Genomic DNA, 15869 nt, shown 5'->3' on the forward strand with positions numbered 1-15869 from the left:
AATTTCTTTAGCTATTAGCGCCGATAGTAGAGCAAAAGTCGACTTTTCATTGGATTTTTGCACCATAATAGTGTCATAACTTAAATATTCTTGTTGTTAAATGCGATAAAAAGTTTCAGAAGAATGGACCTATTGGAAATGTGGGGTATAATGAACCTATTAAATAACCATTTAATTAGAAGACGCATAGATTGGAGGACAGTTCTTTTGAAAATAGCTTTAGTACATTTAAGTGATATACATTTAAGAGAGAACGACGAAAATAACTTTATTAATAAAAAAATAAAATCGATTATAAAAGCGATTAATTCTGATATCTTACATACAGAAAAGGTATTTATTTTGATAACAGGAGACACTGCTTTTTCAGGGAAAAATAAGGAGTTTGAAAAAGGAATAGATTTATATACCGAAATAATAAACGAAATTGAAAATGTGACCAAAAATATAGTTTTAATTCCAGGAAATCATGATTGCGATTTTTCCATTAACTCTAAGCTACGGGAAAAACTAATGGAACGTACTACCATCGAGGATGCTTATGACGATGATATGGTGAATGAGATCTCGACTCCATTAAAAAATTTCTATGAATTCGACGATCTTTTTAAAAACCATGATAAGCTCGCCTATTCCGACCCATTGTTCAATCAATACAAGTTTGAATACGAAGGTTTTGTGATTCAAATCAACTGCCTGAATACGGCATGGTTCTCTGTGAGAAATGAAATACCAGGATCTATGCTCTATCCTATTAATAAGTATAAAAGAAATATGCAAGATATTGCTAATCTTTCCATTACTCTTTTACACCATCCTACTCATTGGTTAAACCCTGTCAATAAAAGAGAAGTCGATGCTGTACTGAGAGAAAATAGTGACATTATTTTAACTGGCCATGAGCATGAAAGCACACATACCAAAGGGAGTAATTTACAAGGTGATGAAACACTTTATTTTGAAGCAGCTGCACTGCAAACCAATTTCCCAGATGAAAGCAGCTTTACAATATTACATTTAGATTTAACTAAAAATCATCTTTCAAAAAATGACTTTATTTGGTGTCCTGAAAATGAGATTTACTTCAAAAATGACATTATAATAAATGAAGAGATTAATATAGCTAAAACACTAAAAAAGAATGGCTTTTATTTCAAATCTGAATTCGAAACCTGGCTTCATGAACCTGGAATAATGATAAAACACCCAAGAATTGCAGATGAAATTTTACTGGGGGATATCTATGTATTTCAGGATGCTGAAATACTCGATATTGAAGATAAAGACCCTTCTTCAAAAATAATTAATTTGAGCACCCTTTTGAAATTTAATGATAATAAAGTCATGATTATAGGTCCAGAGAATTATGGTAAAACCGCTTTTTGTAAAAGATATATATTAGAGGCGTTTCAACAAGGATATGTTCCGGTATTAATTAATGGAGATAGATTAAATAAAACATCCATTGGAGAAATAAAGAGGAGTATATTAGTAGAATTTACCAAACAATATGGCGAACAGAAAAAAGAAGAGTTTTCTCAGTTAGAAAAAGAGCGAATTATATTGATAATAGATGATGTCAATAAATCTCCACTAAATGCTAAGCATCGAATAAAATTATTAAATGAAATAAATGAACATTATTTAAATGTAATTATTACTTCTAGCGAATTTATCAAATATGAGGAGTTATTGGTGGAAACAGAGAAAGCTATTTATAAAGATGATTTTACTTTCATGGAAATGCTCCCTTTAGGAAATGAATTACGTGGTGAACTAATAAAAACATGGAATGAGATTGGTGATACAGGTACATCGGATGAAGATGAGAAGATTAAAAGAATAAACCGCTGTGAAACTATTCTAAGAACAATGATTGGTAACAATTATGTTCCATCCTTACCTTTTTTTGTTTTGACTATTCTACAAACAGTTGAAAGTGGAGATTCAAATTTAAAGGACAGTGCATACGGATATTACTATGAATATTTAATTAGGAATCAGCTATTAAATATTCGACTGACTAATGAAGACATGAATACTTTTAATAATTATATAGCACATCTTGCTTTTACTTTTTTTACTGAGAAAACATCGTATATGAGTAGAACAGAACTTAAAAATTTTCATGAGCAGTATAAAGTAGAGTATGCTGTTACTGCTGAATTTAATATTTTTTTAAAGATGTTATTAGACACCTCAATTATTACAGAGTTCGGATCTACATTTAGCTTCAAATATAAATATATATATTATTACTTTGCCGCAAAGTATCTTTCTGATAACTTAACTGAGCCTGAGATTGTGAATCGCGTATCAGAAATGTGCGGTAAACTATACAATGAAGAATATTCAAATATAATCATGTTCTTGTCACATCTCTCAAAAAACCCTGTTATTTTAACTAACGTTTTAGCAAGTGCAAAAAATATATTCAAAAAATATATTCCTTCTAAGCTAGATGAGGATGTACAATCATTGAATAAATTAGCCGTTAATATTCCCGAACTAGTAATTGAAAATAGGAATGTTTTGGAGGAGAGAAGAAAGAGACATATTCGGGAAGATGAGATTGAGAGACAACGATCTCAAGTTATTCAAAATATTGAAGTTCAGGATGATATATTTGAATTTGATGATGAAACTGAATTTGATATAGTAGCTAATTTAAATTGGTCGATGAAAACCATAGATATTATGGGGCAAATTTTGAAGAATTATTATGGCTCCACTAAAAAGGATCAAAAGATTCAAATGGGTGAAGAGCTTTATAACCTGAGTCTAAGATCTCTAAGTGCTTTCCTAACTACGTTTGTAGAAAATCAGGATGCTATTCTATTGGATTTAGAAAGAATTATTAACAAGAATGAGGTTAGCGATAAAGCGAAAATTAAAGATTTGGCCCGCAATTTTATATTTGGATTGACATCTACTATTTCAGGGTTTTTTATTAAAAAGGTGTCCAATTCAGTTGGAACAACAGACTTACAACCTATTTTTGATGAAATACAAAAAATAATTCCTACTACACCAGTTAAACTTATAGATATTTCAATAAAACTTGATCATGCATATGTTATTCCCTTTAAGGAAATTGAAGATTTACTTGATGAGATAGGCGATAACCCTATGGTTAAATATATATTGCGTAGAATAGTAGTAAACCATTTGTATATGTTTCCTGTAAATTACAGGGATAGGCAAAAAGTTGTTGAAATCTTATCACTGAATCAAAAAGCATTGGCAATAACTACTATTAAAAAACAACTTATTGAAAAGTAATAGTGGCTTTATTCTTTAGAATGAGTGAAAATCATCACAATACTACACAAACGTTGGTTAGACTGACATAGCGATAAGAACAATAGAGCTACCTTTACATCCTATCTTATTGGTGTTAGGTAGCTTAATATTGCTTGAATATGCCCCTAATAATTTAAAGAGGTTATATATGTTTATCAATGTCGAACTATTGAATAATTAATTTTAGTGATTTGGACTTCAGGTTTCACTGGATTCGGTTACCGGGTTATCCATATCCGAACGTACGATGATTGCCATGGGATGTTTCGGACAGCTAATGCTGCCTTTAAAGTATTGATTACGAGTAGCGTTGATGTTTTGATAGAATAAGGTGACTACGATATACTGAAGCAAAATAAAAAAGTTGAAAAGGGTTATCGACCGATTTGTGTTTTTTGATTATTCTATCTGGAACCTCTAAAATAGAATATACTAAGCAACGGGGTGATAGCTATGGCAAAGATCATAACTTTCAAAACAAGACAGCAGTTGGAAACAGAAAAGGCAACGAAAGTTGTACATGAGTGGGAAGCTCACTTGGAATGGGAAGAAGCGAATTGGTACCATGTAATTGAAAAGGAAATCGAAGAAGAGCAGAGCTTATCTCTAGAGGAGATCGAGTGGTTGAAAGAGTGGATAAAAAAAGATAGTTAACAGGAACAGTGTTATTATCATTTTTACATATAATTGGATATTGCGCTTGTACTCATATTATACGCATTAAATAGTGAGAACCTTGCTACATAAGGCGTAAAGTGCTCTTGAAAATGTCCTCCTGGGACATAATGTAATAAAATTAATTTGAATAAAAAACACCTGAAACATTGTTAATTCAATGTTTCAGGTGTTTTTTATTTGCTGAGAGCCTGGTTGAATTTGATTGTTTTGAACAGTAACTACGCGGATTTCTCACACGACAATTGATTAGCGCGTTTCGACACTATGCTTTTGAAAGAAATATCGATTGATATGTTGTTTATAAAGTTGGAATTTAGAAGTCAGATTTCGTTCATCTTTTTTTACACAAAAGGAATAGTGACATCAGTTGCCGACAAAAACGAAATTGATGTGTACTGTGTTTATTGTCCACAAACCGTTGAATATTATTAGTTTGACCCTAAACGATTTGATTAGTCATAAGCTTGTGAGTAGAGGCACCGAAGAATAATCAGGCCCACAACGTAAAGTTTGCAAATGATTATCATGAGGTTCCTAGTGTTTAGCTAAGCCGTCGGTCGGGTGACGAATCCCTCCTTGGGCATTAAAAAAAGATGTATGAATGACATCAAATCAGTCTTTTTAGTAAGTAGGGTAAAAGAACAGGATACCAACTGTACTGTATTTATCTCCAATTGCAAAAGATTTGCCGGAAGAGGGTCGTGCAGTTGCTGTAGCTTGGAGAGATAAATTCTTAGAACTTGTAGATAGAGAATAAAATCTGATCATAAATAAAAAGTGGACGCAAGTTTTTTATAACTAGCGTCCACTGCTATTTAATAAGCAATAAAACATCACCAGTTGTAATATAGATATTTCCATCTATTTCAACTGTTTTCACTATATTTCTCTTCAAGAAAATTATGCCACGCTCCTTAACTACTGTTTATTCTTTTTTAAAATGAATTGACCACTCTAAAAAGAATGTGTTACTGTGTATATGAGTATAAACAGTATAACAGTTAAGAAAGGGTGTTTATATATGAATGAATGGAAAGAAGCATACAGGCTCGCAGCTTTTGAAATAAAGGCTTCAATAAAAAGCTTTCTACTGATCTTGATTTTCTATATTGTGATGAGCCTGATTTTCATGCTGTCGTTCGATGTTTACCTGGAAGGCGAATTCAAATTCTTTGATTTTATGTTCATGCTGATTTTCTTCATGTTTCCGGCCTGGATGAAAGGTAAGGAATTCCAGATGCAGAAGATGGATGGGGATTTATGGACAGCGCCCTCAATTATCATGCTGCAGCAGCTACCGATCTCCAAAAACATCATCGTCAAAAGCCGCTTCATCATTCATGCATTCTGTTCATTTCCGTTCCAGTTGGTTCTGTTCATCGCGATGCCGCTGATGTCGGAGAATTTCCGGGACATGATGACGCCTATCGCTTACATCGCATTCCTGCTGATTTGGCTGGGTTTATCGATTTCCGTCGGCTTTATCATGGCGGCGAGCGAAGCGGGAGGAAATTTCAATACGAGTACCATCGTAAAATCGTTTATTTACTTGGTGATTGGCGCCGTTGCACTTTATTTCATGTTCCCGCTTTTATCAGAGAACGGCTTTATCCACTGGACGATGTCGCTTGCAACTGAATGGACACTGCTGTCAGTCATCGTGGCTATTGTCTTGAGCATTGCGGGCTGTAAATACTGGCAAGCGGATATGAGAAAAACCATTAAGAAAACGGAATATCTGTGAGAGGGGGGCTGGACTTTGCTGCCGATACGCTTATCCAAAGATTCTCGTGAACCGATTTATCACCAGATTGAAAAGCAGCTGAAAGCACTGATTGCAGGAGGCCATTTACCTGCAGGAACGCCGCTTCCATCAATCAGGGTGCTGTCGAAAGACCTGGAGATTAGCGTCATCACGATACGTCGCGCCTATCAGGACCTGGAGTCACAGGGCTTCATCGAAACAGTCCATGGCAAAGGGACTTTTGTCGCGGAAATACAGAACTCCATGAAACAGGAAACGATGACGGCTTCCGTCCAAACGGAATTCGAACGGGCCATCCGCAACGCGATGGATTACGACTATACTGTCGATGAAATCAAAACGGTTTTTGAAGAGACTTTAGAAAAACTCGCGAAAGGGGAATGACAATGCAGCCATGGATTGAAATAAAAGACGCGAATAAAAAGATTGATGATTTTCAGCTCGGGCCTGTCAGTCTAGCGATTGAGCCGGGGACCATCACGGCGCTGGTCGGCAATAACGGCTCTGGCAAAAGCACCTTGCTGAAGCTGATCATGAATCTGGCGAATCTGGACGGAGGAGGGATCAGGGTCTTTGGTAAATCGGTCGACGGGAAAGACGAAAGCTGGAAAAGGCATGTCACGTACCAACCGCAAAACGCTGTTGGCTGGAACGCCTATACAGGAGAGGACCTGAAAAGGCTGATTGCCCCTTTATATACGAAATGGGATGAGAAGCTTTTTGAACGCATGATCCAGCTACTCAACATCCCACTCGATAAGCGTTTCGGCAAATTATCGCCAGGTCTCCAGCAGAAGCTGAGCCTGTCGCTCGCATTGCCGCGGAATACTGATATCCTGATTCTCGATGAACCTACCGTGTCACTCGACATCCCATCAAAAAAACAATTCATGGATTTGCTTGTCGAGTGGATGGAAAAGGAGGACCGTGCTGTCATCCTGACAACTCATCAGCCGGAGGATCTTCAGAAACTGGCGGATTACTTGTTTCTGATGAAGGACGGGCAGGCGGTCGGCCGGTATGAGAAAGACATGCTCGCTGCCGGATTCCGCCGCTATTGGCTCAAAGAAATGCCAGCGGTGCGAGTACCGGGTGAGGTTTCCCGTTCCGGAAACGAGCTGATATCAGATAATCCTGACACAACGGAACAGTATTTCACGCAACACGAACACAGTGTCATTGACGTCAAAGCCTTGGAACTGGAAGAAATCATCAGCCTTCTGCTGAAGTAGAGAACTAAGAGAGGATGAGAGAAATGGAAACAATGCTTACTGTAGAAGGTTTAGGAAAATCCTTCAAGGATAAGAAGATTGTCTCAAATATTTCCTTCGAAGTGAAAAAGGGAGAGATTATGGCGTTGCTCGGACCGAACGGGGCGGGGAAATCGACGACAATCCGCAACATCATGGGCATCTTGTATCCCGATGAAGGTACGATCGCTTTCCGGAACCGCTCTACGAAAGATATCCCGCGTGATAAAATTGGCTATCTGCCGGAAGAGCGGGGGCTCTACAAAAACGTCAAGGTCATGGACATTCTGCTGTATCTTGCGGACCTGAAGGATTATCCGCTGGACCTAGCTAAAGAACGCGCGCTCGAGTACTTGAAAAAGTTCGGCCTAGAGGGCAAGGATAAAGTATCGGTCGAGGAGTTGTCGAAAGGGATGGGTCAGAAAGTCCAGTTTATCGCCTCCATTCTTCATGAACCGGAACTGCTGATTCTGGATGAGCCGTTCTCAGGTCTTGATCCGGTCAGCCAGGAGCTGTTCAAAGAAGAAATCCGTTCACTGGCCAAAAAAGGCACGGCGATTCTATTGTCTTCGCATCAGATGAACCTTGTCGAAGAGATGGCGGACCGGCTGTTCTTGATTCACCGCGGCACGAAAGTGATCTACGGGACCCTGAGTGATGTCAAAAAGGAATATGCTAATTTCAAATGCACGATCAACGGCAGCAACAGCCGCAGCCTGCTTGAAAACCTGCCAGAAGTCGAGCGGGTCGAACAGAACGGGGCAACGGCTGTGCTTTATCTCACAAAACATGTGCAACCCGCTGTCTGGCTGAAAAATCTTCCAGATGAACTCGACATTCAGGAACTATCGATCGACCGGATTTCGCTCCATGAAATCTTCATAGATATCGCCACGGACAAGAATCTTTTGAAGGAAGTGGGGGAGTTGCATGCGTAACACGATGAAAGTCGCCAAATGGGAAATCAAACGCAATATGAAAAGCAAGTCGTTCATCATCGGCCTATTCCTGACACCAATCATCTTCCTAGCATTTTTCCTGCTGCCGGACCTGTTCAGTTCGGATGATGAAGCAGCGACAACGACAGTCTACGTCAATGACCAGCTCGGGGTCTACGGACAATTGGAAGCAGCGGTAGCAAATACCGAATGGCAGATGGAACAGACAGACACCACAGAACAGGAAGCCACCTCAGCGCTTGAAGGCAAAGAAGACGCTGCGTATATCTTCATCGACGAACAGGCAATTGAAACCGGAAAAGTTGCAGTTTACACGCATGAAGATACGAGTTCAGCCTTCATGGATGAAGTCCAGATCCTCGGTGGTCCGCTACAGATGCTGCAGATCGAACAGCTCGGCCTGACACAGGAAGAAGCGGCAGTTGTCGCGCAGGGAGTCGTCTTTGAAGATGCTTCAGAAAAACCGGAAGAAGGCGGCCTGTTCAGTGAAAACATGCTGGAACGTGTGATTCCAGGAGCATTTGCCGCTGTCGTCATGCTGTCAATTGTCTTCACCGGAATGGCAATCTTCCAAAGCGCGTCCCAGGAGAAGAAAGACAAAATTGCTGAGATTATTCTGTCGTCTTTAACGCCTGCAGAACTGATGCAAGGCAAGATCATCGGCTATTTTGTCCTCGGTATCATCCAGGTCGTTGTCTATATTGTCATCGCGCTGCCGGTGCTCATCTGGAAAATCGATTTTCCGATTATTGAGTATCTGTTAGTGCCCGAACTTCTAGTGCTAATATTCATTTCTATCCTCGGATACCTGCTCTATGCGGCGCTATTCGTCGGAATCGGTGCCACAATGGCTGATATCTCGACAGCGGGGAATTTCCAGGGCATGGTCATGATGTTACCATTCAGCCCATTCCTTTTCATTGGACCAGTCTTCAGCGATCCAAGCGGATTCTGGGCGCAGCTTGGAAGCTATATCCCGTTTACATCACCTGGCGTTCTCATTATGCGCCTGTCACTTCTTGAAGAATGGCCGTGGGTGCAAATCATTATCGCCATCGGAATTCTTGTCGTCAGCGTCTGGGTCTTCATGAAACTTGCGGGCAAAGTCTTCAAGATTGGCATCCTGATGTATGGCAAGAACGCTACACCGGGCGAAATTTGGAAATGGATTCGGGCGTAAAAAATAGAGCTTGCTAATCAACAATATCTATTAACCTTATAAATTATAGAATAGAAAACTTTCTTACACATGTGTTCATTAACTAAAAATAACCAATAAATAACTTAATTGACTACTAGACGCTCGGTGTACAGTTGCTTCTGGCTCGCATTGCATTGAACAACTTCTTTATATAACTGAGCTATTTTGATGTATAGGAATGCGACTTCGCCGCATTACTATACATCTTCTTCAGTAATCGTCTGGTGGTCGTTCATCCGTCGCGCCCCAAAGGCAAAGGTACACGAAGTGCTAATGCTTTTGGGAACGAGGGAATGGAGGGTTCCTAACTGGGTAAAAGCCGCCAAAGATGCAATTTTGGCGGCTGAAGCTTTCTCTATGGTCTTTTCTTATTTTAGGAAGTGTCACTTTCTATAGGAGCTTACCTGATGTGGAGTTTAAGCCTTATTAAAGAACACATTGTGCAATGTACCAGAGTGCCCGAAATTGCATCTTCGGGCACCGATACCTTGTGAAAAAGCTTGCTCTTCTTTACTTCTAAAGCAACAGCATTTTTCACTTGAATAGTGTGCCGAAAGCGAACCGGAAATGATCCAGTGAAAAGGGGTTTTCAAGCTTATGCATATCTGTTGTTTATGCAAGAAAATGGTTAATCAACAGAAGTGACTTTCTTATTAAGTAAGGTGGAGAGATTTGACCCTTTGCAATCTTAACTGTAGATTGCCGAGGCACTGTGCTAATTCCGAAAGTATTCACGTAAAGTCGTCAAACCCTTTTGATAAGGTTTTGACGTTTTTTTGTCAGGATAAACGCTGTTTCAAATACAAGATTTTAGGCAAAGAACGAAATGTATTGTGTGAAAATGAAGACGGCTGTATTTCTTAAGGGAACAGATGTCGAATTCTGGTAAAAGAATTCGGGAGATTTTGAAAAAAATGGGACCTTAAACTAATTCGCATGCGGGTTGACCTGAAGGGTGCGCAAGAAATTCTCCGCTGTCGAGAACAATAAATACAGTCCGATTAAAGTTTTTTATTTACTGTAAATTCTGGATGGGGTAAAAACCACCCAGAATATTTATGAGTAATGAAAAACATGTAAAACATGAAACTCACAATTTTGTCTCCTATTATTAATAATTTTTTAGCCAATATTACAGGGGTTTTACTGGTACTGACCAAGTATAGAGAAGAAGCGGGTGACGAATTGATGGAATACCTTTTCAGATGGCGAAAGCTCTCGAGTTGCGGGGCTAATGATTCCAACGGTTCTTCGAATGATTGGTGTTTCTATTGGTATCTTAACTGTAAATCGTGGTGTAGAATCGTAAAAAGAGCTTTCGGGTAAAATAGTTACACCGATACCTGCTGCTACTAACCCTTTGATGGCATCCATATCTTCTCCTTCTGATGAAGTTTTCGGTGTGAAGCCAACACTATTACATGCTTCTACTGCGATTTTTTTTAGTACATATCCTTCTGGAAATAATATGAAATCATCGTTTCTTAAATCAATAAGTTGTAGCTTCTCACGTTTTGCAAAGGGGTGATTCGAAGGTAAAAGTACAGAGAAATTTTCAGTAAATAAAATAGATGTGTTGATCGAGTCATCTTTTGGAGGAAGCGGTCCTAAAAAGGCAAGATTTAGTTCCCTTTTATTCACAGCATCGATCAAATAATTATATGATCCTTGACGTAAATGAAACGCTACATTGGGATATTCTTTTTTAAACGCTGAAATGACAGTAGGTAATAGGTGACCAGCTAAACTAGTAGGAAATCCAATTTTGATAGTCCCTTTATCTGGATCTAAATATTCGTCTATTTGTTTTTTCGCATAATCAATCGCTTGCAAAGCAGAAATGCTATGTTCTGAAAAAATCTTGCCAATTTGTGTTAACTTCACATTTCTACCAACACGTTCAAATAATTCTACTCCAAGTTCATCTTCTAAATTTGCAATTTGTCTACTTACAGCTGATTGGGCTACATGCAAATGAATAGCTGCTTCTGAAATATGTTCACGTTCTGCTACTTCGATAAAGTACCTCAACTGGCGTATTTCCATACTTCCCTCCTAATCTATCTCAAAAACAGATCATTTATATCCAAATTATATATTGTTTGTATTAGTTTGAAAACATATAATATTAGTAAGTTACTTTTTATGGAAAATGGAGGGGTTCAAATGACATTTCATCAATTACCGAAAGCACAGGGCATGTATGATCCAACGTTTGAACATGACGCATGCGGGATAGGTTTATATGCACATATAAAAGGAAATGCAACACATGATATCGTAGAAAAAGGATTAGAAATGTTATGTCGACTTGATCACCGTGCGGGACGTGGAAGCGATGGTCAAACGGGTGATGGTGCAGGACTGATGGTGAAGATACCAGATGTTTATTTTCGTGTTGTGTGTAATGAATGGGATTTGCCGGAAAAAGGAGCTTATGGCGTAGGAATGCTATTTTTTACAGACAATAATGAAGAACGTGCGGGCATTGAACAAAAAATTAACGACATGATTATTGCGCAAGGGCAAGAACTCATCGGGTGGAGAACAGTTCCAATTAACGCTAGTGTTCTAAGTGAAAAAGCAAAAGAAACAGTACCAGTCGTTCGTCAAGTATTCATCAGAGCAATAAACACAACTGATTCACTTGCATTTGAACGTAAATTATATATCATTCGAAAACAAGTGGAGCACTGGGCAGTACAACAGGATAAAAAATTCTATTGTGCAAGTCTATCAAGTCAGACAATCGTCTATAAAGGATTACTTACTCCCAAAGAGGTGAATCTTTTTTACGTGGATCTTCAAGATGAGCTATTTACATCTGCCTTTTCATTAGTACATTCTCGCTATAGTACCAATACATTTCCAAGTTGGGAAAGAGCACATCCAAACAGATATATTGTTCATAACGGTGAAATAAATACATTACGTGGAAATATTAACTGGATGAAAGCACGGGAACAACAATTTGTATCAGAAGCATTTGGGGAGGATCTTCCAAAGCTTTTGCCAATCATTGATACAAATGGGAGCGACTCTTCCATGTTAGATAATGCATTTGAATTTTTTGTACTTGCTGGTAGAAAACCAGCTCACACTGCCATGATGTTAATACCAGAACCTTGGACAGAAAACCCTCATATAACTGAGGAGAAAAAGGCTTTCTATTCTTATCACAGCAGTTTAATGGAGCCATGGGATGGACCAACAGCTATTTCATTTACAGATGGGAAACAAATTGGGGCAATTTTAGATCGCAATGGTTTACGACCAGCTCGGTACTATGTGACAAAAGATGATTATATTATTTTCTCTTCTGAAGTAGGGGTAGTAGATGTAGAAGAAGAAAATATTTTATACAAAGAACGTTTAACCCCTGGAAGAATGCTACTTGTTGATTTAGAACAAGGTCGTATTATTTCAGACGAAGAAATTAAATCAGATATGGCAAATGCATTACCTTACCAACAATGGTTAGACGAAAATTTAGTAACTATTACATCTGAAATGGAAGAACCAGAGCAAATAGATGATTTGTTGTTCAAACAAAAAGCATTTGGCTACACATATGAAGATATTCAAAAATACATGATTCCGATTGCGTTAGATGGCAAAGACCCAATTGGATCAATGGGGAATGATACACCACTAGCCGTTTTATCAGATCGACCACAATCGTTATTTAATTATTTTAAACAGCTCTTTGCACAAGTAACAAATCCACCAATAGATTCAATTCGTGAGCATATTGTGACATCTACAATGACGCTACTTGGAGCAGAAGGAGATTTACTGCATCCAAATCGATCTAATAGCGAACGAATCTTTTTAGACACACCTATTTTAACAAATAGCCAGTTTGGCCAATTAAACGATATGAAATCAAACAAATTCCGAAGTGCAACTATAGATTTAACTATGTCTGCAAATTTAGAAATCGATTTATGTCATGTTTCTAAACAAGCGGATGAATATATAGCACAAGGAATAGCCTTGCTCATACTTTCCGACCGACTGTTGGATGTAAAGCAATCTACAATTCCAGTCCTACTAGCTGCAAGTAGCCTCCATCAACATTTACTTCGCACAGGAAATCGAACGAAGGTAAGTATTATTGTGGAATCTGGTGAAACAAGAGAAGTGCATCAATTTGCTGCTCTGATTGGATTTGGGGTAGATGCGATTAATCCATATCTTGCTTATGCAACGATTGCAGAAGCAATAGAAGAAGGGCATATTGATAGTAGTTATGCAGTAGCGGTTGCGAAATATAGTCAAGGTATTACAGATGGTGTAGTGAAAGTAATGTCGAAAATGGGTATTTCAACTGTTCAAAGTTATCGCGGAGCTCAAATTTTTGAAGCAGTAGGGATTAGTAAAAAAGTGATTGAACGTTATTTTTCAGGAACTGTTTCTCAATTAGGAGGTATTAATCTAGAAACAATCGTGGAAGAAGCGCATAAAAGACATCAAGCAGCTATAGATTCCACTGGGGCTTCTTTAGATTCAGGTAGCGATTTCCAGTGGAGAAGTACTGGTGAACATCATGCATTTAATCCGAAAACAATCCACACACTTCAGTGGGCTACTCGAAAAGCGGATTACGGTTTATATAGACAATATGCAGAAATGGCAAATGAAGAGCGTATTGGATTTTTGCGTAATTTATTGACATTTAAAAAAGATGTTAAATGTATTCCACTGGAAGAAGTCGAGTCTGTAGATTCCATTGTCAAACGATTTAAAACGGGAGCGATGTCGTTTGGTTCATTAAGCAAAGAAGCCCATGAAACACTTGCTATTGCGATGAATCGCCTAGGTGGTAAAAGTAATAGTGGGGAAGGTGGAGAACATCCTAGCCGTTATGAACTAGATGCCAATGGAGATAACCGAAGAAGTGCCATTAAACAAATAGCGTCTGGTCGATTTGGAGTGAAAAGTCATTATTTAGTGCAAGCAGATGAACTGCAAATTAAAATGGCGCAAGGTGCGAAACCGGGCGAAGGTGGTCAGTTACCAGGTAATAAAGTATACCCGTGGGTAGCCGATGTTCGTGGATCGACAACTGGAGTTGGATTAATATCTCCACCTCCACATCATGATATTTATTCGATTGAAGATATGGCGCAATTAATTCATGACTTAAAAAATGCGAATAGAACTGCTCGTATTAGTGTGAAACTAGTGGCGAAATCGGGTGTTGGAACGATTGCTGCTGGGGTGGCAAAAGGTGCAGCAGATGTGATTGTCATTAGTGGATATGACGGTGGAACAGGTGCATCTCCTAAAACGAGCATTAAACATACGGGACTACCTTGGGAGCTAGGACTCGCAGAAGCGCATCAAACATTAATATTAAACGGTTTACGTGATAGAGTGAGACTGGAAACAGATGGGAAATTGATGACTGGTAAAGACGTTGTAATGGCTGCCTTACTTGGAGCTGAGGAGTATGGATTTGCAACAGCTCCATTAATCGTTTTAGGCTGTATTATGATGCGTGCGTGTCATCTAGACACTTGTCCAGTCGGAATTGCGACTCAAAATCCGGAACTTCGCAATAAATTCACAGGAAGTGCTGATTATGTTGTGAATTTTATGAAATTCGTAGCGGAAGAAGTTCGTGAGTATATGGCGTTACTTGGATTCAGAACAGTAGAAGAAATGGTAGGACGTGCGGATGTGCTAGAAGTTAGTGATCGTGCAAAAGAACATTGGAAAGCAAAACAATTGGATTTAACGGCATTGCTTTATCAGCCAGAGGGAGCACGTACGTTTAAAATTCCACAAAATCATAAAATAGAACAATCATTTGACTTACGTGAATTATTACCAAAAGTAGAACATGCTATTCTAAGTGAATCCAAAGTGGAATTGAATTATCCAATTGCAAACACGGACCGTGTAGTAGGCACGATTATTGGAAGCGAAATATCCAAACTATATGGTGCTAGAGGATTAGCCCACGATTCGATCACACTTCGATTTACCGGAGCAGCCGGGCAAAGTTTTGGTGCGTTTATACCAAAAGGGATGTCTATGTATGTAACAGGGGATGTAAATGATTATTTTGGCAAAGGATTATCTGGTGGAAAACTGATTGTCACTGCACCTATTCAAGGTGTTGCTGAAGAAAATGTTATTGCTGGAAATGTTGCGCTATACGGTGCAACAAGTGGAACTGCATTTATAAATGGACGTGCTGGAGAGCGCTTTGCAGTTCGAAATAGTGGAGTAGATGTTGTCGTAGAAGGCATTGGGGATCATGGCTGTGAATATATGACAGGTGGTCGTGCTGTCATATTAGGGGATGTTGGGAAAAATTTCGGCGCAGGAATGTCTGGCGGCATTGCGTATGTACTTGTTGATGACTTGGATGGATTAAAACAAAAATGTAACACAGAAATGATTGGATTTGAACGAATTGAATTATCAGAAGAAAAACATGCGATTCGCCAATTAATTATGAATCATTATTATTACACGAAAAGCACGAAAGCTATGAACATACTAGATAAATGGGAGGAAAATGTTCAAAGATTTGTAAAGGTCGTGCCAAATGATTATAAGAAAATGCTCGAAAAAATCGCTGACTTTAAAAGGGATGGTTTAACGGATGATGCAGCTGCAATGCAAGCATTTTTAGCAACTTCCGTGAACCCAGAAATAAAGCCACTCGCGCTTGTGAAAAAATAAGGGAGGGGGAATAG

General features: G+C 38.7%; 9 protein-coding genes. 8 read left to right on the plus strand and 1 reads right to left on the minus strand.

Features of this window, described 5'->3' with window-relative positions:
- Positions 1-207: 207 nt before the first annotated feature.
- The 7 genes from H7992_RS09595 (at position 208) to H7992_RS09625 (ending at position 9135) form a co-directional block, all read left to right on the plus strand.
- On the plus strand, positions 208-3282 hold the full coding sequence (locus H7992_RS09595; protein WP_187047400.1) for an anti-phage protein: 3075 nt from the start codon (positions 208-210) through the stop codon (positions 3280-3282).
- A 474-nt stretch (positions 3283-3756) separates the two neighbouring features.
- Positions 3757-3957, plus strand: a complete 201-nt coding sequence (locus H7992_RS09600) for a hypothetical protein (protein WP_187047401.1) — start codon at positions 3757-3759, stop codon at positions 3955-3957.
- Between the two features lie 1045 nt (positions 3958-5002).
- Positions 5003-5725: a hypothetical protein gene (locus tag H7992_RS09605; protein WP_067207936.1), complete on the plus strand. Its 723-nt coding sequence runs from the start codon at positions 5003-5005 to the stop codon at positions 5723-5725.
- Between the two features lie 15 nt (positions 5726-5740).
- Positions 5741-6130: a GntR family transcriptional regulator gene (locus H7992_RS09610; protein ID WP_067207939.1), complete on the plus strand. Its 390-nt coding sequence runs from the start codon at positions 5741-5743 to the stop codon at positions 6128-6130.
- Between the two features lie 2 nt (positions 6131-6132).
- The gene (locus H7992_RS09615) at positions 6133-6978 is read left to right on the plus strand and encodes an ABC transporter ATP-binding protein (protein ID WP_187047402.1); all 846 of its coding nucleotides are present in this window, start codon (positions 6133-6135) and stop codon (positions 6976-6978) included.
- Between the two features lie 23 nt (positions 6979-7001).
- On the plus strand, positions 7002-7934 hold the full coding sequence (locus tag H7992_RS09620) for an ABC transporter ATP-binding protein (RefSeq protein WP_067207944.1): 933 nt from the start codon (positions 7002-7004) through the stop codon (positions 7932-7934).
- Positions 7927-9135, plus strand: a complete 1209-nt coding sequence (locus H7992_RS09625) for an ABC transporter permease (RefSeq protein WP_187047403.1) — start codon at positions 7927-7929, stop codon at positions 9133-9135. The genes H7992_RS09620 and H7992_RS09625 overlap by 8 nt, the downstream gene beginning before the upstream one ends.
- A gap of 1164 nt (positions 9136-10299) precedes the next feature.
- On the opposite strand, the gene H7992_RS09630 is transcribed toward H7992_RS09625, so the two are convergent.
- Complete coding sequence (locus H7992_RS09630; protein WP_067207950.1) at positions 10300-11202, minus strand: glutamate biosynthesis transcriptional regulator GltC; 903 nt, start codon at positions 11200-11202, stop codon at positions 10300-10302.
- Between the two features lie 120 nt (positions 11203-11322).
- On the opposite strand from H7992_RS09630, the gene gltB reads away from it, so the two are divergent.
- Complete coding sequence (gltB, locus tag H7992_RS09635) at positions 11323-15855, plus strand: glutamate synthase large subunit (protein ID WP_187047404.1); 4533 nt, start codon at positions 11323-11325, stop codon at positions 15853-15855.
- The last annotated feature ends 14 nt before the right edge of the window (positions 15856-15869 follow it).

The organism is Sporosarcina sp. resist, assembly GCF_014302295.1.
GTDB lineage: Bacteria > Bacillota > Bacilli > Bacillales_A > Planococcaceae > Sporosarcina > Sporosarcina psychrophila.